Annotated in this window: 23 protein-coding genes; 6 read left to right on the top strand and 17 right to left on the bottom strand. The window is 38.7% G+C overall.

Translation table 11 applies throughout. The annotated features are described in order from the left end of the window. Nucleotides 1-7: 7 nt before the first annotated feature. The 6 genes from leuB to ilvD all read right to left on the bottom strand — a co-directional run bounded on the left by leuB (nucleotide 8) and on the right by ilvD (nucleotide 8,239). Entirely contained in the window at nucleotides 8-1,108 is a 1,101-nt protein-coding gene (gene leuB / locus AC3II9_RS17065; protein WP_489157365.1) for a 3-isopropylmalate dehydrogenase, read from the bottom strand. A gap of 172 nt (nucleotides 1,109-1,280) precedes the next feature. After that, the gene (locus AC3II9_RS17060) at nucleotides 1,281-2,822 is read right to left on the bottom strand and encodes a 2-isopropylmalate synthase (protein ID WP_489157363.1); all 1,542 of its coding nucleotides are present in this window, start codon (nucleotides 2,820-2,822) and stop codon (nucleotides 1,281-1,283) included. Further along, nucleotides 2,822-3,835 carry a ketol-acid reductoisomerase gene (ilvC, locus tag AC3II9_RS17055; protein ID WP_489157361.1) on the bottom strand — a complete coding sequence of 338 codons (1,014 nt, stop codon included), beginning with the start codon at nucleotides 3,833-3,835 and terminating at the stop codon, nucleotides 2,822-2,824. The genes AC3II9_RS17060 and ilvC overlap by 1 nt, the downstream gene beginning before the upstream one ends. 85 nt (nucleotides 3,836-3,920) lie before the next feature. Next, nucleotides 3,921-4,436: an acetolactate synthase small subunit gene (gene ilvN / locus AC3II9_RS17050; protein ID WP_489157359.1), complete on the bottom strand. Its 516-nt coding sequence runs from the start codon at nucleotides 4,434-4,436 to the stop codon at nucleotides 3,921-3,923. After that, nucleotides 4,433-6,157, bottom strand: coding sequence for a biosynthetic-type acetolactate synthase large subunit (gene ilvB / locus AC3II9_RS17045; protein WP_489157387.1), 1,725 nt, complete (start codon nucleotides 6,155-6,157; stop codon nucleotides 4,433-4,435). Before ilvB ends, ilvN begins: the two co-directional genes overlap by 4 nt. A gap of 411 nt (nucleotides 6,158-6,568) precedes the next feature. Then, entirely contained in the window at nucleotides 6,569-8,239 is a 1,671-nt protein-coding gene (gene ilvD, locus AC3II9_RS17040) for a dihydroxy-acid dehydratase (protein ID WP_489157357.1), read from the bottom strand. An 817-nt stretch (nucleotides 8,240-9,056) separates the two neighbouring features. Between ilvD and AC3II9_RS17035 the strand changes: the two genes are divergently transcribed. Both AC3II9_RS17035 and AC3II9_RS17030 read left to right on the top strand, forming a co-directional pair. Continuing rightward, nucleotides 9,057-9,599: a cysteine hydrolase family protein gene (locus AC3II9_RS17035; RefSeq protein ID WP_489157355.1), complete on the top strand. Its 543-nt coding sequence runs from the start codon at nucleotides 9,057-9,059 to the stop codon at nucleotides 9,597-9,599. A gap of 113 nt (nucleotides 9,600-9,712) precedes the next feature. Beyond that, on the top strand, nucleotides 9,713-9,970 hold the full coding sequence (locus AC3II9_RS17030; protein ID WP_489157353.1) for a GlsB/YeaQ/YmgE family stress response membrane protein: 258 nt from the start codon (nucleotides 9,713-9,715) through the stop codon (nucleotides 9,968-9,970). Between the two features lie 51 nt (nucleotides 9,971-10,021). Here AC3II9_RS17030 and AC3II9_RS17025 read toward each other — a convergent pair whose 3' ends face one another. The 3 genes from AC3II9_RS17025 to AC3II9_RS17015 form a co-directional block, all read right to left on the bottom strand. Then, on the bottom strand, nucleotides 10,022-10,366 hold the full coding sequence (locus tag AC3II9_RS17025) for a lytic murein transglycosylase (RefSeq protein ID WP_489157351.1): 345 nt from the start codon (nucleotides 10,364-10,366) through the stop codon (nucleotides 10,022-10,024). Nucleotides 10,367-10,472: 106 nt separating this feature from the next. After that, a complete protein-coding gene (locus tag AC3II9_RS17020; protein WP_489157349.1) occupies nucleotides 10,473-12,296 on the bottom strand; it encodes a reverse transcriptase domain-containing protein in 1,824 nt (607 codons plus the stop codon). A 582-nt stretch (nucleotides 12,297-12,878) separates the two neighbouring features. After that, nucleotides 12,879-13,250 carry a hypothetical protein gene (locus AC3II9_RS17015; protein WP_489157347.1) on the bottom strand — a complete coding sequence of 124 codons (372 nt, stop codon included), beginning with the start codon at nucleotides 13,248-13,250 and terminating at the stop codon, nucleotides 12,879-12,881. Nucleotides 13,251-13,399: 149 nt separating this feature from the next. Here AC3II9_RS17015 and mscL point away from each other — a divergent pair, with 149 nt between their 5' ends. The 3 genes from mscL to AC3II9_RS17000 all read left to right on the top strand — a co-directional run bounded on the left by mscL (nucleotide 13,400) and on the right by AC3II9_RS17000 (nucleotide 16,241). Beyond that, nucleotides 13,400-13,792 (top strand): large conductance mechanosensitive channel protein MscL, encoded by a 393-nt coding sequence (gene mscL, locus AC3II9_RS17010; protein ID WP_489157346.1) that lies wholly within the window; start codon nucleotides 13,400-13,402, stop codon nucleotides 13,790-13,792. 169 nt (nucleotides 13,793-13,961) lie between these two features. Continuing rightward, entirely contained in the window at nucleotides 13,962-15,074 is a 1,113-nt protein-coding gene (locus AC3II9_RS17005; protein ID WP_489157344.1) for a methionine biosynthesis PLP-dependent protein, read from the top strand. Nucleotides 15,075-15,077: 3 nt separating this feature from the next. Continuing rightward, complete coding sequence (locus tag AC3II9_RS17000; RefSeq protein ID WP_489157343.1) at nucleotides 15,078-16,241, top strand: aminotransferase class I/II-fold pyridoxal phosphate-dependent enzyme; 1,164 nt, start codon at nucleotides 15,078-15,080, stop codon at nucleotides 16,239-16,241. A gap of 126 nt (nucleotides 16,242-16,367) precedes the next feature. Here the strand turns inward: AC3II9_RS17000 and AC3II9_RS16995 are convergent, their stop codons facing one another. The 4 genes from AC3II9_RS16995 to AC3II9_RS16980 all read right to left on the bottom strand — a co-directional run bounded on the left by AC3II9_RS16995 (nucleotide 16,368) and on the right by AC3II9_RS16980 (nucleotide 17,747). Further along, a complete protein-coding gene (locus AC3II9_RS16995; protein WP_489157342.1) occupies nucleotides 16,368-16,982 on the bottom strand; it encodes an SCO family protein in 615 nt (204 codons plus the stop codon). 114 nt (nucleotides 16,983-17,096) lie between these two features. Beyond that, nucleotides 17,097-17,222 (bottom strand): YvrJ family protein, encoded by a 126-nt coding sequence (locus AC3II9_RS16990; RefSeq protein WP_391369549.1) that lies wholly within the window; start codon nucleotides 17,220-17,222, stop codon nucleotides 17,097-17,099. Between the two features lie 59 nt (nucleotides 17,223-17,281). Beyond that, nucleotides 17,282-17,500: a DUF2922 domain-containing protein gene (locus AC3II9_RS16985; protein ID WP_489157341.1), complete on the bottom strand. Its 219-nt coding sequence runs from the start codon at nucleotides 17,498-17,500 to the stop codon at nucleotides 17,282-17,284. A 31-nt stretch (nucleotides 17,501-17,531) separates the two neighbouring features. Continuing rightward, nucleotides 17,532-17,747, bottom strand: coding sequence for a DUF1659 domain-containing protein (locus tag AC3II9_RS16980; protein WP_489157339.1), 216 nt, complete (start codon nucleotides 17,745-17,747; stop codon nucleotides 17,532-17,534). A 122-nt stretch (nucleotides 17,748-17,869) separates the two neighbouring features. On the opposite strand from AC3II9_RS16980, the gene AC3II9_RS16975 reads away from it, so the two are divergent. Further along, entirely contained in the window at nucleotides 17,870-18,298 is a 429-nt protein-coding gene (locus AC3II9_RS16975; RefSeq protein WP_489157386.1) for a DUF2621 domain-containing protein, read from the top strand. A 37-nt stretch (nucleotides 18,299-18,335) separates the two neighbouring features. Here the strand turns inward: AC3II9_RS16975 and AC3II9_RS16970 are convergent, their stop codons facing one another. The 4 genes from AC3II9_RS16970 to AC3II9_RS16955 form a co-directional block, all read right to left on the bottom strand. Beyond that, nucleotides 18,336-18,824, bottom strand: coding sequence for a CcdC family protein (locus tag AC3II9_RS16970; protein WP_489157337.1), 489 nt, complete (start codon nucleotides 18,822-18,824; stop codon nucleotides 18,336-18,338). Between the two features lie 30 nt (nucleotides 18,825-18,854). Then, complete coding sequence (locus AC3II9_RS16965; RefSeq protein ID WP_489157335.1) at nucleotides 18,855-19,217, bottom strand: response regulator; 363 nt, start codon at nucleotides 19,215-19,217, stop codon at nucleotides 18,855-18,857. Nucleotides 19,218-19,276: 59 nt separating this feature from the next. Beyond that, nucleotides 19,277-19,987, bottom strand: a complete 711-nt coding sequence (locus AC3II9_RS16960) for a cytochrome c biogenesis CcdA family protein (protein WP_489157333.1) — start codon at nucleotides 19,985-19,987, stop codon at nucleotides 19,277-19,279. Between the two features lie 156 nt (nucleotides 19,988-20,143). Beyond that, a complete protein-coding gene (locus AC3II9_RS16955) occupies nucleotides 20,144-20,521 on the bottom strand; it encodes a hypothetical protein (RefSeq protein ID WP_489157331.1) in 378 nt (125 codons plus the stop codon). Nucleotides 20,522-20,769: the final 248 nt, after the last annotated feature.

Here is a 20,769-nt window from a genome sequence, read left to right as displayed (position 1 = left end):
CCAACCCTTAATTATATGAAATCATAATACTTTCAGAAACGAAGCTTGCATCAATCTCGTTTATGACTTTATCTGTCCATTCATCTGTCGTTAATACACGGTCTCCATCACGTGCTAAGTCTGCCGTGAAGTAGCCATCCTCAAATACCGCATTTACTGCGCGTTCGATTTCTGCTGCTTCTTCTTTTAAACCAAATGAGTATTGTAGCATCATCGCAACAGAAAGAATTGTCGCTGCTGGGTTTGCTACACCTTGACCTGCTAAATCTGGCGCTGAACCATGTACCGGCTCATAAAGGCCAAATTGATCGCCACGGATTGACGCAGATGGTAATACACCAAGTGAACCCGTAATAACAGATGCTTCATCCGATAAAATATCACCAAACATATTTTCCGTTACGACTACGTCATAATGACCTGGGTTTGTAATTAATTTCATCGCAACAGAGTCTACTAAATTATGTTCTACTTCTACATCTGGGTATTGTGCTTTTTTCTCTTCTACAATTTCACGCCATAAACGAGATGTATCTAATACATTTGCTTTATCAACAGAGCAAAGCTTCCCACCACGTAAGCGAGCTAGCTCAAATGCATTATCGATAATACGCTCAATTTCAGCACGAGAGTACACACATGTATCCACTGCCCCTTCATTCGTTTTCAAACGAGGTTCTCCGAAGTAAATACCGCCTGTTAATTCACGAACAATCATTAAATCCACGTTTTCTGCGACTTCACGCTTTAACGGAGAAGATGCGAGTAAGCTAGGAAACGCTTTTACAGGACGGAGGTTTGCGAATAAATCAAAATGCTTGCGGATTTTTAATAAGCCTTTTTCAGGACGCAACTCTGGCGGATTGTTATCCCATTTTGGACCACCAACTGCACCTAATAGAACAGCATCACTTTCTTCACACATAGCGATTGTTTCATCCGGTAATGGATTATTAAATTGATCAATTGCCGCGCCACCAATCGCTGCATAGCTAAGGTGGAATGTATGATTATATCGTTTACCAATCACTTGTAAAACTTTTACCGCTGAAGCAACTACTTCAGGTCCAATGCCGTCTCCAGGCAATACTGTAATTTTCTTTTCCATTAAAAACACCTTTCCTTCTATCGCAACTTACGCGAATGATTTATCCCGTATTAACGGGCCATAATGGATCTGTACCAAAAGTGAAATACCCGGTACGATTCTCATTTCCCCTACTTATTTAAAGTGTCACTTTATAGAAACGCCATCAAACTTACGCTTGATGGCGCTCGTATTAATGTATCGGCTGACGAGCACGAATACTTTCTTGGATTAACTGACGATTAATTGCGTTTAAATACGCTTTTGCAGAAGCTTCTAATACGTCCTGAGCTGCATCACGACCTGTTACTTGGAAGCCATTATAACTTAAGTTAATAACCGCTTCACCCAGTGCATCCTCACCCTTACCAACTGATTTTACGCGGTAGTCAAGAATGTTCACTTCGCCTGTTACAAGCTGTGCTAACGTATTAAAGATTGCTTCCACTGAACCAGAGCCTGTCGAAGCAAGTGTTTTCGTTTCGCCTTCTGGTGTAATGATCGAAGCCGTTGCAGTTGGAATATTTTCTGTTCCATACTGCACTTGCACGCTCTTTAATTCAAATAGTGGCACGTCTTCAACAGATACTTGTTGCTCTGTTAATAATGTCACTAAGTCTTCTTCTGTTACTTCTTTTTTGCGGTCAGCAAGCTTTTTGAACTCACCAAACGCTTTGTTTAATTTGTCATCTGATAAGTCAAAGCCCATTTTTTCTGCACGATCGCGGAATGCAGCACGCCCTGAATGTTTACCAAGCACTAATGGTACTTCCCCTTCACCAATTAAAGCTGGTGAAATAATTTCATATGTTTCAGGGTTTTTCAGTACGCCATCTTGGTGAATACCTGATTCATGCGCAAATGCGTTTTTACCAACAACCGCTTTATTTGGCTGAATGACAACACCTGTTAGGCGGCTCACTAATTGAGATGTACGCTTAATTTCTTTTAAGTTTAATCCCGTTTCGACGCCGTAATGATCTTTACGGATATGGAACGCGACACCGAGTTCTTCAAGCGCCGCATTCCCTGCACGCTCACCGATTCCGTTAATTGTACATTCCACTTGATCCGCACCATTTTGTACAGCGGCAATCGAGTTCGCTACCGCCATCCCAAGATCATCGTGGCAATGGGCAGAGAATTTGACGTTATCTGCACCTGTACAATTTTCACGTAAGAAACGGAATAACGCCCCGTATTCTTCAGGAGAAGCATACCCTACTGTATCCGGTACGTTGATTGTTGTTGCCCCTGCTTTAATCACTTCATTAATAATACGAACAAGGAAGTCCTGATCTGAACGGAAGCCGTCTTCACAAGAAAATTCAACTAATGAAAATTTGCTTTTTGCATATTTCACCGCTTCTACTGCTTGCTCAATGACTTGATCTGGTGTTTTTTTCAGCTTATATTCCATATGGATCGGGCTTGTGGCGATAAATGTATGTACATGTGGCTGTTCTGCGACTTTAATCGCTTCCCAAACCGCATCAATATCACCTTTTACCGCACGTGCCAGACCTGTTACAATCGAATTTTTTACTGTTTTTGCGATTAAGTTTACCGCTTCGAAGTCACCAGGACTTGAAGCAGGGAATCCTGCTTCAATAATGGTAACGCCTAGTCGTTCTAATTGTTTAGCAATTTCGATTTTTTCAGCTGTATTTAAGTTAATTCCCGCTGATTGCTCGCCATCGCGTAGTGTCGTATCAAAAATATCGATTTTACGCACTATTTCACCACTACCTTCTCTTTACCTTCATTAATGAATGGCATCATTGAACGAAGTTTGCGGCCCACTTCTTCGATTTGGTGGTTAGCGCCATCTTCTTTGTATTTTGTATAACGTGGACGACCTGTTTCATTTTCGTTGATCCAGTCTTTAGCGAATGTGCCGTCTTGAATGTCTTTTAATACTGCTTTCATGTTTGCTTTTACTTCATCTGTTACGATACGTGGACCTGTTACATAGTCGCCCCACTCAGCTGTATCTGATACTGAGTAACGCATTGTCTCCATACCGCCTTCGAACATTAAGTCAACGATTAATTTTAATTCGTGTAATGTTTCAAAGTATGCAAGCTCTGGTTGGTAACCTGCTTCTACTAATGTTTCGAAACCAGCTTTTACAAGTGCAGTTGCGCCACCGCAAAGTACTGCTTGCTCACCGAATAAGTCTGTCACTGTTTCTTCAGCAAATGTTGTTTCAAGTAAACCACCACGAGCTGAACCAATCCCTTTACCGTAAGCTAAAGCTAAGTCACGTGCTTGACCTGTTGCATCTTGGTGAATAGCGAATAAACCTGGTACGCCAGCACCTTCTTGGTATTGACGACGAACTAAGTGGCCAGGACCTTTTGGCGCTACTAAGAATACATCAACGTTTTCTGGTGGTGTAATTTGACCGAAGTGTACGTTGAAGCCGTGTGCGAACATTAACGCTTTTCCTTCAGTTAAATGTGGTAAAATTTCAGCCTCGTAAACTGCTTTTTGACGCTCGTCTGGAAGTAGAATTTGGATTACATCTGCTTCTGCTGCTGCTTCTGCTACTGATTTAACATCTACGCCATCTTCTTTTGCTTGGTCGAATGATTTACCTGGACGTACACCTACACGTACATCAAAGCCTGATTCTTTAAGGTTTAATGCATGCGCATGACCTTGTGAACCGTAACCGATAATTGCGATTTTTTTCCCTTTTAATACTTCATCATTGATTTGATTTTCATAATACATTTGTGCCATTTTAAAATGCCCCCTAAAATTTTTATATGCGTGGGGATGCGGTGTCACCGATCCCCAAGATTATATTGCAAACTATTCTGAAATTTTATTTTAGAATAGATAGCTGCGGTTGATCAGATTTTTGTGTTTCACGAACGGATGCTGTAGCACCTGTGCGTGTTAATTCTTTAATGCCATACGGACGAATTAGTTCAATAAATGCATCGATTTTCTCTGGATGTCCGACTACTTGATACGTCACAACATTTTTCGCTGTATCGATAATTTGTGGACGGAACGGCTCAACGATTGCATTCATCTCAAGTCGCAAGTTCGGCGGTGAAATCACTTTCACTAAAGCAAGCTCACGAATGACGATTGATTTATCCGTAATATCATTTACTTTTAGTACATCAATTTGTTTTGATAATTGCTTAATCAGCTGTTCAATTTTGCGCTCATCTTCAACATGAACAACGAATGTCATTTTTGAGAAGTTTGGCTGCTCTGTATGACCTACAGTAATTGATTCGATATTGAATTGACGCTTCATTAAAAGACCTGTTACGCGATTTAGTACACCGCTTTGATTGATTACAATAACAGTAATTACTCGTTTCACAGCTTTTTCACCCCGATCATTTCATGTAATCCTTTACCTGGTGCGACCATTGGGTAAACGCTTGACTGCTGTTTTACACGAAGGTCAATTAGCACTGGCTCATCAGAATTGATAGCTTCTATTAGTGTCGCTTCCATATCTTCTAATCTCTCAATTAAATATCCTTTAACGCCATATGCATCTGCTAATTTCACGAAATCAGGCTGAATTGGCATTAATGATTGAGAATAGCGCTCTTCATAGAACGTTTCTTGCCATTGGCGTACCATTCCTAAACAAGCATTATTTAAAATGACAATTTTCACTGGTAAGTTGAATTCTTTTAATAATGCAAGCTCTTGTGCCGTCATTTGGAATCCAGCGTCACCACAAATTGAAATAACTTTTTTCTCTGGCTTCGCAAACTGTGCTCCAATTGCTGCTGGGAAACCGAAGCCCATCGTACCAAGTCCACCAGACGTTACCCAGTCATGCGGGTTATTTAATTTATAGTACTGTGCTGCAAACATTTGATGTTGACCAACATCTGTTGTAACAATCGCATCACCGTTTGTAATTTTTTGAATGGCTTCCATCGCTTGTTGCGGCATAATTTCATTTGGATCTTCGTCATACCAAAGCGGGAACTCTTTGTCTTGTTCGTCAAGATATTGTAACCAAGCCGTTGTATTCGGTGCATCGAACTCTTTTTTCAGCAGCGCTTTTAAAGCTTCTTTTGCATCCGCTACAATCGGGATATCCGTTGGCACGTTTTTACCGATTTCCGCTGGATCGATATCGATATGAATAATCGTTGCATTTGGCGCAAATGTCGACAAGTTCCCCGTTAAACGGTCATCAAAACGAGCACCAATATTAATCAGTAAATCACATTGTGTAATCGCGTCGTTTGCTGTCACTGTTCCGTGCATACCTGCCATCCCGTAGAACAATTCATGCTGACCATGGATACTACCTAATCCTAACAGCGTATTAATAACTGGCAATTTGTACTTCTCTATAAATTCTGTCAATTCTTTACGTGCATCTGCGAATAACACGCCCGCCCCAGCAAGTACTAACGGTTTTTTCGCTAAGCTAATTGCTTGAATGGCTTTTTGAATTTGCAAGTAATTTGGTTTATATGTCGGTTGATAACCTGGTAAATAGATTTCCTCTGGTGTTTCTGGCATATCACCGTCTGTAAATAGCGTTTGCGATACGTTTTTCGGGAAGTCAATTAAAACCGGTCCTTTACGTCCTGTATTCGCAATATGGAAAGCCTCTTTGACGATGCGTGGGATATCACGCACATCCTGTACTTGGTAATTATGCTTTGTAATTGGTGTTGTAATGCCCATAATATCCGCTTCTTGGAATGCATCTGTACCAATCACAGATGTTGCTACTTGCCCAGTGAAAACTACTAGTGGAATCGAGTCAATCATTGCATCCGCAATACCCGTTACTAAGTTTGTTGCTCCTGGACCACTTGTCGCAATGACAACGCCTGGTTTATTTGTTACACGTGCATAACCTTCTGCTGCATGGATTGCACCTTGCTCATGACGTGTCAAAATATGACGAATTGGATTACGGTACATCGCATCATAAATTTGTAATACCGCTCCGCCTGGATAACCGAAAATTATATCAACGCCTTGATCATGTAATGCTTGCACTAAAATATCTGCACCATCACGCGGCTTTTTTACTTCTTCTGTCACTTCTTGCTTTTGCATTTCTTTTGCTGAAACATTAGACATTTCGTTTACTCCTCCCTACTCAAACTGATAAAGAAAAAGCCTTCTTCTCCGCACGCAAAAGAAAACCTTTGCGTAGGGATGAAAAAGACTTTTCATGGTACCACCCTTATTCACAACTTAATAAGCTGCCTCATAAATAGCTTGAACAGTCAATCTTCGCCGAATGTTAGAAAGTTTCAGATAATTCAGCGCACAACTAAGATTGACACACTATTCATTAATAACGAGCACTGTTCATGCCCGGAGCTATCTAATGGCAAAATCGCGTTTAATAGCTCACTCCGAGGGGATGTCGGATACAGTTGTATCGCCGGCTTCCAGCAACACCGGCTCTCTGGTAGATACAAGGCTCTGTAACCTTTAACCTCATCAACGTTTTCGTAAATATTATATTTTCATAATACCGCCTTGAGAAGCATTTGTCACTAGTTTTGAGTAACGTGCTAACCAACCGCGTTTAATTTTTGGCTCAAATGGTGTTAATTTTGTACGTCGTTCAGCTAAAACTTCATCTGAAACTTCTAGTTGAATCGTACGATTTGGTAGATCAATTATAATGACATCACCATTTTCAACTAAAGCGATTGGACCGCCTTCTGCTGCTTCCGGTGAAATATGCCCAATTGAAATACCACGAGATGCACCTGAGAATCGACCATCTGTGATTAAAGCTACTTTTGTCCCTAAACCACGCCCTTGGATGGCTGAAGTTGGTGCGAGCATTTCAGGCATCCCTGGTCCGCCTTTCGGACCTTCATAGCGGATGACAACGACATGTCCTTCACGTACGTCACCGTTATCAATAGCAGCCTGTGCCTCTTCTTGCGATTCAAACACAATCGCTTCGCCTGTAAATACTTGTATAGATGGGTCAACCGCACCAACCTTGATAACAGAACCTTCTGGTGCAATATTACCGAATAAAACTGATAAACCACCGACTGGCGAGTACGGATTATCTTTTGTACGAATTACTTCATCATTCGTAATCTGATAATCTTTCACCAGTTCACGCATTGTAACTCCCGCAATCGTCGGTCTATCTGGATGAATAGCTCCAGGAATTTTCGTTAACTCATTAATGATTGCTTGCACGCCACCTGCTTTTGCAATGTCATCCATCGAAATATCCGATGCCGGCATAATTTTTGCTAAATAAGGTACACGTTCAGCTACTTTATTAATATCTTCTATGTTGTACTCGATTTCTGCTTCATTTGCAATTGCCAATGTATGTAGAACGGTATTCGTTGATCCACCCATCGCCATATCTAACGCAAATGCATCATCGATTGCTTCTTTTGTAATAATATCGCGAGGTTTAATATCCTCTTTAATCATACGTACTAAATGTTTAGCTGCTTCTTTAATTAATTGGTGTCGCTCTTCACTTGTCGCAACAATTGTACCGTTACCTGGTAGAGCTACCCCTAACATTTCCATTAAGCAGTTCATTGAGTTCGCTGTGAACATCCCTGAGCATGAACCACATGTCGGACATGCATTGTTTTCAATATCTAATAACTCTTCAGCTGTCATTTTACCCGATTTATGAGCACCGACACCTTCAAATACGCTTGTTAATGAAAGTTGCTTCCCACTTGCAGAAGTACCTGCCTCCATCGGTCCACCTGATACAAAGACAGATGGTACGTTTGTGCGAACAGCTGCCATTAACATCCCTGGCGTAATTTTGTCACAGTTTGGAATGTAAAACACTCCATCAAACCAGTGTGCGTTAATTACTGTTTCTGCAGCATCTGCAATAATTTCACGCGATGGCAATGAATAACGCATCCCGATATGGCCCATTGCAATCCCATCATCAACACCGATTGTATTAAACTCGAATGGGATACCGCCTGCTTCAATAATCGCTTCTTTCACGACATCTGCAAACTGACGTAAATGCACATGCCCTGGAATAATATCGATATACGAGTTACACACACCGATAAAAGGCTTATCTAAGTCTCTCGCCTTTACTTTCCCCGTAGCGTATAAAAGACTACGGTGAGGAGCTCGGTCTACCCCCATTTTAATCATATCACTTCTCATTTAGAACGCCCCTCACGTCTACATATGTTAGTAGATGCTGAATTTTCAATCACCTATGTTTACATATCGATGTTCGCTTGAAACAACGAACGTATTAAATTGTTGCTATCATAGTACGAAAACCTTATGCTCGTCAACACTATTTTTGAATTTTTTAGACAATTAAAAACATTGAAAAATAAAGAAAGCGGTTTCTTTATGATTATTGCAATGTTTTTTCTCGTTTAACATTTTTTTTAATCTCTATGAAAATAAAAAAATATTTCGTCAAAACGTATCTTTCACCTTACATAGCTCACTCGTAATGAAGAAAACACAACTTTAAAATACCAAATAAAGGTAATATTTCAACCCGTTTATTTGGTATATGAACGATTACGCAGGATCAAATAACACAGATACTTCGAAAACAGTTATTTCTGTAAAATTACTATGCCTTGAACTGCCTTCATTAATTAAATTTTAATTAATAAAAAGTGTCGGATAATCTAATTCATTTCTGAATGGAATACGTTATTGACTACTTTTAGTAAGATGCCCTTTCACAATAAAAAAACCTAGCTTATACGCTAGGTGAGAAATAAAAATTCAACTGCGAGGTTTAGCCAAATCACCGTATGCAACGTTGCAAAAATAAAACCTTGTTTATCAAGCTTTTTCATTAATGCCTTATCCATGATGTTCACCTCTTAAACTAAGTTTATTTTTATTTTAATCAATTATTCTTATTTCCTTTAAACTTTTATAACGTTTAGACAACACTTTTCCCTTGATTACATGGCATAATAAAACATATATGTCAGAGGAGGAGAAAAAATTGAAAAAAGCTTTACTTGTGATTGACTATACGTATGATTTTGTAGCAGATGACGGAAAATTAACTTGTGGTAAACCGGGCCAAGCAATTGAACAAACAATTTCTTCTTTAATTGAAAAGTATGTAGCAGCTAATGAGCTTGTCATTTTTACAAATGATATTCATTACGAAAACGACGAATACCATCCAGAAACGAAACTGTTTCCACCACATAATCTTGCCGAAACAGCTGGCCGTGATTTATATGGAATGGTCAAAGACGCTTACGAAAAACATAAAAATGTCTGCATATCGTTAGATAAAACGAGATACTCTGCATTTGTAGGAACGAATTTACATCAACTATTACAAGAACGTGCCATCCGAGACATCGCCTTAGTTGGCGTTTGCACAGATATTTGTGTGCTCCACACGGCTGTGGATGCTTATAATTTGGGCTATCATGTTACGGTCTATAAAAATGGAGTGGCTAGCTTTAATAAGGCAGGTCATGATTGGGCATTGGAACATTTTACAAATACATTAGGCGCTGAAGTAATATAATTAAATTTTTATTAAATTTACGTCCAATTACGTTTAACTTGCTGTATCACAGGAAATAACTAAGTAGACGCTATCATAGATCACTAACAATTTTAAAGGAGTTGTACACAATTATGATTAGCTTTATTTGGTATTTAATCATCGGAGGTATTTTAGGATGGTTAGCAGGTGTTATCCTAGGTAAAGATGTCCCTGGTGGTGTGATTGGTAATATTGTTGCCGGTATTATCGGTTCTTGGATAGGAAGTATGTTACTTGGCAATTGGGGTTGGAGAGTGTCCGACTTTTACGTATTCCCGGCACTAATTGGCGCCGTCGTATTAATTTTCATCGTCAGCTTTATTTTAAGATCGATGCGTAAGGCCACTTAAAACATGTCATTTAAAAGGAATCGCTAGCTAGCGATTCCTTTTTTAGTTGCACTAGGAATTCACAGTAATTACTTCTGTTTCTAGACGTTCTTTATAAGTGTTATATAAATTGTAGTAATATAATATGTCTTCTACATACTCCTCACTGTGATTGTATTGAAAAATCGCTTTTTCTAAATTGCCATTTGCTGCACCAGCAATGGATAAAAAATTCGCTGCCGAGTAAATGGCATCTTCAATATGAAATGGATCTGCAATGCCATCACCGTCAGCATCTACCCCATAGCCACCATACAGCGCAATTATTTGTGGATCCAACTTCTCTTCATCTGTAATCTCCCCTTCACCAAGTCCAGAACATGTATTGTGTTTCCATCCAACCCAAGTGCATGGCATAAAGTAGAGTAAGAACCCAGCGCCTTGGCATATTTCTATGCTAGGTTTCCAAGAACTCCTCCCCGAACCGTACGTACACCTCTCAGCGTATACGGCTCTCCACCTATCAGTCTAATTTACCGTTGTGTAAATCTACGTGGCATTTTTTGCATAGTGCCATCGTTTTACGGTTTCTTTCAATCATACGCTTTTCCCATCGTTTTTTGCCTTGGAGGTCTTTTAACTTCTTGATATGATGAATTTCCAAGTCCACGTTTGTGGCATGACACCATTCACATTCCTTTGCCACAAGCCTTTCAATAAGACCTGTTCGGTTGTAAATAATGTTTCTCGTTTTAGAAATGACATCAACATCGGCATATGAAGATGGTAATAATTTCTTTTTGAACCCATCTTTGTAGAAGTATGCGATTTTACTGCCGTTGGCAGTTTCATATCTTACCGCAAAATCTCCGTTAATACTGTATTTTCTGTGGATTTTTCTTACACTGGATTTGTATTTGTTTGCGAAAGTTTTATACATGCTATATTCCATAATGAATTTAAATCCATCTAGTTTATAAACGTTGTTCGCTAACTTGTAATAATTATACAAACCTCTGATTTCTGCGTTGTAAATCATCAAAATTTCAAGGTCATCATTGTGCAATAAATGCGCTCGATGAGTCGATTTCCATTTTTGTGTTTTTTCGTCTATCTCTAACGCTTTGTATTCAATTAATTTGTTTCGCCATACTTCATGTGGTAAAAGAAGTTCACAACTCATTGTGCGTGTACGTTGTTTATGTCCACTGGCTGTGTATTTTGTCGTTTTATTATCATGACTAATTTTAATATCATATCCAAGAAATCTTGCCCTTTTACTAGAATGTGTAATGAGCGTTTTTTCTTGTGATAATTCAATTTTCAATTCTTCACTTAAATAAGTGCTGATATCATGTTTTATTTGCTGACAATCTTCTTTGCTACCGATAACACCAATTATGAAATCATCGGCATATCGCACATATTGTATCCGTTTGTAGTTTTCATCCATAGGGTCTTTATAAGGCAATTCCATCATGTGATTTTTCAACTCGTCCAAGTGTTGAAGTGCTCGTTCTTTTTCTTCCTCATTCATTTCTTCCCATTTTTCCTTATATCTTGCTTTCGCTCGATGTAATCTGGATTCTCTTGTACGATATTCCTTTAGGCGCTTTCTCCCTTTCCCTTTATCAAATTTTTCTTTGTAGGCTAATACAAAGTTATCTAATTCATTTAGATAAATATTTGAAAGGATAGGGCTGATGATTCCGCCTTGTGGTGTACCACTGTATGTTTTGTGATATTGCCAATCCTCTAGGAAGCCTGCTTTAAGAAATTTCCAAATTAAGTCGATGAATTTTTCATCGTTGATTCTTCTTTTTAAGATTTCTATTAGCTTGTGGTGATCAATGTTATCAAAGAACCCTTTAATATCACCTTCCACAAACCATTTAGCGCCAGTAAATCTGTCTTTTATTTGCATTAATGCGGTGTGACAGCTCTTTTCTGGTCTGAAACCATGGGAATGTATCGAGAAAGTTTTTTCGTACATGGCTTCAAGTAGCGTTCTTACTACTTCTTGAACTAATTTATCTTCGAAAGATGGTATACCTAGTGGTCTTTTACCACCATTCTTTTTTGGAATATAAACCCTTTTGGACGGTTTTGGTTGATAACTACAATCTTTTAGGCTTTCAATTAATTTTTCAATACGTTCTAGACTCATGCCATCTATGGTTTGCCCATCGACACCTTGTGTCATATTGCCTTCTTTCGCATAAATCTTTGCGTAAGCCATTAAGTAGAATTCCACGTTATACAGATTTCGATAGATTCGTTCGAATTTGTAATCTTCGCGTGTTGATTGTTTCACTAGACTGTCTAACACAGTGTTTGGACTTCTCATAGAGCCTCACGCTCCTTTCCAATTTTAGTTAGACTTGATAAGCTGTTCCCCTTCGCCATGTAGTGGGCTTTCCCCACCTCGGACTACTACGAGAACTCCGTTACCATATCAGATATTCAGATACATTTTATCATAGCTTTTTTTCAAAGCATTCTGACGTAGGTAATCACCATTTAGTACATATAAGAACTAGCACGATGTAATGTCGGATATGACGTTCGCCCTTTACTATTTATTATAGTTGGTCAGCGATAGACTACTCACTTTTGACACACAATTAATCAAAGTGTATTCAGAGAAGGCTTCCAATTAACCATTCTGTTTCGCTGTATGACGTATATAATCATCTTCCGTCATAGGTGGGCCAATAACCCCCTCGGACTGTCATTCAGGCAGTTTAGCTTTTATCCTCGTTTACATCTTTTCATTTTGCTATTCAGTCGTATCGTGATGATTCGATAACTTATAGCTTTCCCAACATGCTACACTCCCCGATATTTGGTTTCCCTCACGGATAAGTTGAGTAATGATAGGCTTTGTAGTCTTGCCTACTCCTTGCTAAAGGAGATTTCTTATATGACCTTATGGTCGCACTTGTAAATGCCCCTCTGCTCCGACTGGTGAGACAAGTGTTTGCATCGTAGAAAAGCGCGTCTCAATTCGATGATGTGCTGCAAGTAATGTCCACGGAATATTATATTTTTCCCCGGCCTCCATATAAATCGGGATGTACTCAACAGGGATTTCAAGATCGAAATTGGCTTGAATCTTTGCCATTTCACTAGGCTCCACAAATTCTCTAATAAACGGTAGACCTTTAAATTCCTCCCAAGCAAAATAAACCCCTACATAAATCGCTACCGTAACAGGTAGCATTAGAACAATTAAACATACTTTATATAGTGGAGAAAGCAACGGCTTTTTATTCTTTTTCTTCTTTTTATTTTTTGACATAATACCACCAAGCCTTTAAATAAATAGTTAAATCACATCACATTTATGTAACATACAAGGAATTAAAGTTGAGTTTTAATCGAAAAACTATTAGAATGAATATCTCTTAATTATACCAGTATACATCAAATGAAGGAGCGGTAATCCATATGTGGAAAGAATTTAAAGAGTTTATTATGCGGGGGAATGTACTAGATCTTGCGATTGCAGTTGTCATAGGTGCTGCTTTTAATGCCATTGTAACATCTTTAGTACAAAATATTATTACCCCACTCATCGGTATACTAGCTGGCGGAATCGATTTCACAGATGATTTTGTATGGAAAGTTGGCAAGGAATCCGTCATGTTCGGATCATTTATCCAATCTGTCATCGATTTCTTAATTATCGCCTTCTCCATTTTCATGGCTTTAAAATTTATCAATAAATACATTTTACGCAAGAAACAAGAAGTTACTGAAGAGCCTGCTCCACCTGTAGTTGATACAAAAGAAGAGCTATTAAAAGAAATCCGCGACTTACTCAAAAAACAGCAAGCTTAATCTCCAACAAGTCTATACACGATGCCTATAATTTTCAACGTCTATCCGAAAACATAGGCGTTTTTTTATTTCTTAGGTTGTCCAGTACCCTTTTACATGGTAAATTGGTGTAATAATCGATTCATTCGAAATGTTTCGCAAATTAATGTTAGTAGAGAGAGTGATTTGTATGACTGAACGTAAAATGGAAACGAAACTTGTACAACTTGGTAATTTAAGTGATGCAAAAACGGGTGCTATTAACCCCCCTATTTATTTATCAACAGCCTATAAACATGCAGGTATTGGTGAATCGACAGGGTATGACTACACACGTACTAAAAATCCGACTAGAACGATTTTAGAAGAAGGAATTGCCAACCTTGAAGGCGGTGACCAAGGTTTTGCCTGTAGCTCCGGTATGGCAGCAATCCAACTTATTTTATCTTTATTTGCCCCTGGCGATGAATTAATCGTTCCTGAAGATTTATACGGCGGGACATACCGTTTATTTAAAGTATACGGTGATACTTACAATATTAAGCCTGTTTATTCACCATTCACATCTATAGAGACTGTTGAAAGCTTAATTAATGACAATACAAAAGCTTTATTTATTGAAACACCAACGAATCCATTAATGCAAGAAATTGATTTAGTTGCTTATAACGAGTTAGCTAAGAAGCACAATTTATTATTAATCGTTGACAATACATTTTATACACCCTATTTCCAACGTCCAATTGAATTAGGGGCTGATATTGTTGTCCATAGTGCAACAAAATACATTGGCGGACATAATGACGTGTTAGCTGGTTTAGTCGTTGCCAAAGGTGTTGAACTTTGTGAACGTCTTGCCTATATCCACAACGGGGCAGGTGCTGTCCTTTCCCCAATGGATGCTTGGTTAGTTATTCGTGGTCTTAAAACGTTGCATTTACGCTTAAAACAACATGATGCGAATGCCAAACAAGTAGCTGAATATTTACAATCGGAAGAGCTTGTAACAGATGTGCTCTATACAGGAAAAGGTGGCATGCTATCATTCCGCTTAAAAGAGGCAAACATGGTAGATCCATTCTTACGCAATATGAAACTCATTACATTTGCGGAAAGTTTAGGTGGTGTAGAGAGCTTTATCACATACCCTGCAACACAAACACACGCAGATATGCCGTATGAAGAACGTGTAGCACGTGGTGTATGTGACCGTCTACTTCGCTTCTCTGTAGGTGTAGAAGAAGCAGAGGATCTTATTGCCGATTTAAAACAAGTATTTGATACGTTACGTAAAGGAGTGTAGAGGATGAGTCGAATCGAAACAGCTTTAGTGCATGGTGCCGTTCGTGAAGGCTATGCAGATAAAAAAGGGGCCGTCAATGTACCGATGTATTTATCTTCTACATTCCACCAAGAATCGATGGATGAATTTGGCGAATACGATTATGCCCGCTCAGGAAACCCAACTCGTGCTGCATTAGAGCGTGCCATTGCCGAGTTAGAAGGTGGCGATCGTGGCTTCGCCTTTGCAACAGGTATGGCCGCTGTATCGGCTTGCTTCATGCTACTATCTAAAGGCGACCATATCGTCATTACAGAGGATGTATACGGTGGAACGTATCGTTTTGTGACAAAAGTATTGCCGCGCTTTGGCATTACACATACATTTGTCGATTTTACAAATGTTGAAGCCGTTCGCGCTGCCATCACACCTGAAACAAAGCTACTGTATATTGAAACACCATCAAATCCTACTTTAGGAATTACGGATATCGCAAGTATTGTAGCAATCGCCCGCGAAGTTGGGGCACTCACATTTTTAGATAATACATTTATGACACCCATTCATCAGCGCCCACTTGATTTAGGCGTAGATGTTGTTATTCACTCAGCAACAAAGTTTTTATCAGGTCACTCAGATATCCTAGCAGGTCTTGTCGTAACGAAAGACCCTGCTGTAAGTGAGCAAGTGTATTTTATCCAAAACTCCTTCGGTTCATGTTTAGGGGTACAAGATGCCTACACACTCATTCAAAATATGAAAACAACAGCGGTTCGCTTTAACGAATCTACACGTGTTGCCGGTCTATTAGCTACATACTTAAATCAGCATCCACTTGTCGAAAAAGTATACTACCCTGGCTTAGCAAATCATCCAGGTGCAGCGATTCATGCTCGCCAATCAACATCAGCTGGGGCCGTATTATCATTTAGCCTCCCTTCGTATGAAGTGGCAAAAACGTTTGTAGAGGCGATGCAAATTCCGGTGTTCGCGGTTAGTTTAGGTGGCGTGGAGTCGATTTTATCGTACCCCGCTAAAATGAGCCATGCCGCGATGGAGCCGGAAGAACGAGCAAAACGCGGCATTACAGATGGATTACTTCGCTTCTCTGTAGGATTAGAAAATGAGCAAGATTTACTAGAAGACTTTGCACAAGCATTAGAAAAGGCTTCACTCGTGAAGTGTTAATCGTCGCGACCATCCTTTTGCGGGTGGTCGTTTTTTAATGCATATTGCACAACTTGTAATAGGGTATCTGCGAATTCTTGCTTTTGTCTATAAAAAAAAGCCGCCACCACAGTGACGACTTTCGCTTTATTGTTGTAAACGTTCTTCAATTAATGTTTCCATATCAATCGCGATTGTATCATATGATACGCCATCTTCTTGTTCAGAATAGCCTGTGTAGTTTTTTACGGCAATTCCCTTCTCATCTATTAAATAGAATGTATTCGCATGTAGTACTTGGTCCGAGTTCTCTGGCATTTTTACAAGCGATTTAAATGAATTAAGCGCAAATTGCTCGATAAACTTCTGATCATACCCCGTTACTAAATGCCATTTCGACTCATCTGGCACATCATAGCGGCTTAAATAATCGGCTAACACTTCCGGTGAATCCGTTGCCGGGTCCACTGAAAACGCCACAATATTATAATCCTCTACCCCACGTTCAATTAACTGATTTTGTATTTCTGTCATATTGTACGTCATTGGTGAACAAATCGTTGTACAGTTTGTAAAAATAAACATGGCTAGCCAAGGTTTGCCTTTGAAGCTTTCAAGGGATACTTCTTCCCCACGATGATTCGTTACAGTGAACGGTTGCACTTCATATTCTGTAGCAGCTTTAAACTTATAGTTGCTACATGCACTTATAAGAACTGAAACAATAAGCAACATGACTAATAGGGTATATTTCTTTTTCATCTATCTCTCTCCACTTCTTCCTACGTTGTTTTCATCTTAACGAATTGTAGGTAAGAATACAATAGTTCCATTCGTGAAGGCTTTTAGACAAATTCGTGAAACTATATTTCACAATTACTGCCTCATGCTAAGCAGTGCTGTATGAATTGCTTCAAGCTTCGTTTCAATTCTATACAGTAAATAAAACGATATAAAAATAGGAAAACTAATTTCTTGAATGAGTGCTAGCCACTGCTCCATCTCTTTCACCTACCTTTAAAAAGCCAGTGAGACGTCTCCCACCGGCTTTCATTTGTTAGTTAGTTCATTTCAAACTCTGTCACAGCACGTTCCACAATACGTGCAGACTTTTTCGCTACAATAGCTTGTCCATCACGTACAAATACATTGGTTGAAATAATCGATTGCATCGCATGATTGACGTCTACATCCGTTAAGCTTGATTTCGGGTTTTGCACCGAAATCGTTAGTGCCTTTCCATCTGCTAGTTCAAAAATTAATTCTAACACTTGTGTCATACACTCACCTCCTCACCGTTTTTTATCACCATTACATGACGTACTGCTTTTCTGTTTTTTCAACATCTACAAGCTCAAAATCGGTTAAGCTTGCAATCGCTGTAGCCACATTGTTTAACTGATCCGCTGTCACCGTTTCTACGATGTTACGATACGTTACTTTTTTGTACACTGACTCGCCTTCCTCATTGTGCCCTGTTAAAAACTTTAATGTGAATGTTGCATTTTGAAATTGAAACACTGCCATCTCTCATCCCCCCTTTCACTAACTAATATCGAAATTCGTCACATATAAAGGGACATACCTAATGAAAAAAATTGCAAAAACTTTTATAATAGCAATGTAGAGAGAGTAAAGAGGTGAAGACAGTGTTAAATGGCTGGTTTTTATGGTTTATTTTATTTTGGGTAGTCGTACTCATCACTTTAATGAGTATTGGCGGCTTCTTTATGTTTAGAAAGTTCTTAAAAGCGTTACCAAAAGCTGATGGTAAATCGGATTTAGATTGGCAAAATTATTACTTAGATAAAACAATCCACTTATGGAGTGAGGATTCTAAAGCATTATTAGCTGAGTTAACATCACCCGTCCCAGAACTTTTCCGCCAAGTAGCAAAAGAAAAAATTGCAGGGAAAATCGGTGAAATTGCTTTAGAAGAAAAATCCTCTACCATTACGCAAGATTTAATTATTCGGGGCTATATTCAAGCAACACCTAAACGAGACCATAAGTTTTTACGTAAAAAGTTAGACCAAATGCAAATTGACGTCTCCCCATACGAGCATTTATTTGAATAAAAAAATCCTTACGAGTACTAGCCTCGTAAGGATTTTTTTAACTTACTATTGTTTTTTTCAATTTTTTAAACTGCACTAACATAGCAAGGCGCCATGGAATAATCATCGCCCATGCTAAAATAAAGAACATACCACCTAGCTCCCCAACATCTAAGCTATTGGAGAATAGAAGCTTTAATATAATACGTAATACTAATAGCCCTACTAAAATTAAAACAAATGCCTTTGAACGTTTTAAATAAATAGCGCCATCACGCGCTTCAAACTTCGATGTAGCTATGAGTACCGTTGAAAATAAAATGCCAATCGCAGTCGCCTCTAAAATTTGAAGGGGCGCTACACGAAATTCTTCAAATAAAAACATCAATGCCCCAGTAGACATCGCAATCGGTGGTATAATAATTTTTTTCTCATTGACAGGATTTTTTTGCGACCGTAATCTTACAAACATCACAAAGATTGCCATCATTACGGCTCCTACAGATGTAATGAGAAATAAAAGTTGAGAAGGTATTGCATCAAACACACGAATCCCTCCCCTTGTCGCTTGACCTTCTTATGCTCCTAATACATTATGGATGACTAACTTTAACTTATCAGGTGTGAATGGCTTTGTAATAAAGTCTTTCGCACCATGTTCAATCGCTTCTACAATTAATCGCTGATGCCCTAACGCAGTAATCATAATAATTTTTGCTTTTGGAAATTCGGCGATAATCCTCTTTACCGCATCGATCCCTGACATGACAGGCATCGTTACATCCATTGTTACGATATCTGGCTGCAGCTTCCGATACTGTTCAACCGCTTGCTTACCATTTGCTGCCTCCCCGACAACTTCAAATCCCCATTCTTTTAACATATTGCTGATGGCGACACGCATAAACATCGCATCATCTACAATTAATACAGTTGACATTCTAAAACCCCTTCACAATAAATACCACTAAAATACATAGTTTGCTTCATTGTATCAAATTAGAACCCAGTAAATCCACCAAAAATCGGGGAAAGAATGCGAATTATATAATCTAAACCGTCAAAGAATAATAGTATTCCGACCGCAATCATAATCCAACCACCAACTTTGATGATTTTTTGACTGTTGCGACGAATCCATCCCATACGTGAAATAAAGAAGCTTAATACGAAAAATGGAATCGCAAAACCGAAATAATACGCCAGCATGTACCACAAACCTGCATCAGGATTTGTACCTGCAAGTGCGATAATTGACATTAAAATGGGTCCGGTACATGGCGTCCACCCTGCCGCAAATGCAAGTCCAATCAGCGTTGAACCAATATAACCGCTCGGACGATTTTTAAATTGAAATTTTCGGTCTTTCATCAAGAAGTCTACTTGTAGTAACCCAACAATCATTAGTCCAAATATAACGATTAAAATAGCCCCTACTTGACGCAGTAAATCCTGATATTGAATAAAGAAATCTTTCGCCAATGATGCACTAAATCCAATCGCAATAAAAATAATTGAAAACCCTAGAAGGAAAAATAGCGTATGTAAAATTGCTCGCTTTTGTAGCATCCCTTTTTCTGATTTTAGCTCATCTAATGTCATCCCTGTAATATAAGATAAAAACGCAGGGTATAACGGCAATGTACACGGTGAAATAAAGCTCAGGAAACCTGCACCGAACGCTAAAAATACATTAATATCCGTAGCCATAACATTTCGTTCCTTTCTTTGTAGTGCTTCCATCGTACCAAATTTTTGTGTAAAAATCGCTTATTTGGACTGTGAAAATTTCATGGCAGAGACGTGTGATAAATGTGAAATGCGGCAAGCGAGCAAAACTTCATATTAGCGAACTAAAATCAATGATTAACGCAAGAAATCAATGATAAGGAATAAGGAATAAATAATGCATAGATAGATAACTACAATCGAAAATGCCATTGCTTGAAAGCGAATTAACCATCCCATTACACTTTCTTCCGTTCGGCGATCACGCCATCTTTTCGCTGCAGTAAAGCTAATAAACCAACAATGAAATGTAACGATAATCGAAGGAAAGATACAAAGAAAAATAATGCATACAATTTTCAATGGGAGGGTTGGTTCATAATCACCGTAATTTACAATATAAAATGGCAATACAAACCAAAATACAGATGTCATTATAAGGAACATAGCGTAAATCACATGCAACCATAAATATTGGCGATGCACGTCCTTGTAAAAACGAAAGGCTTCTCTCATCATCACCCATCCTTTTTACAGTCTATTACCTTAAATAACACTTTTAAAACAAAAAACACACAAAACTTTAACGAAAATAAAATATTTCTAATGCATATCTAGGTTATTATAAAAATATGGACTTGACTTACCGGTCCCCATACAATTTATTTCATCACCTGCCAGCGATAAAAAAAGAATCCGCTTTCTTCTATAAAGAAGATGAGCGAATTCTTTTTCATTATTTAAAGGTTTTTACCAAAATATGC

It is taken from the genome of Lysinibacillus sp. RU7, from assembly GCF_057837305.1.
Note: the sequence above shows the minus strand (reverse complement) of the source record. Positions and strands in the feature narration are given on the sequence as shown.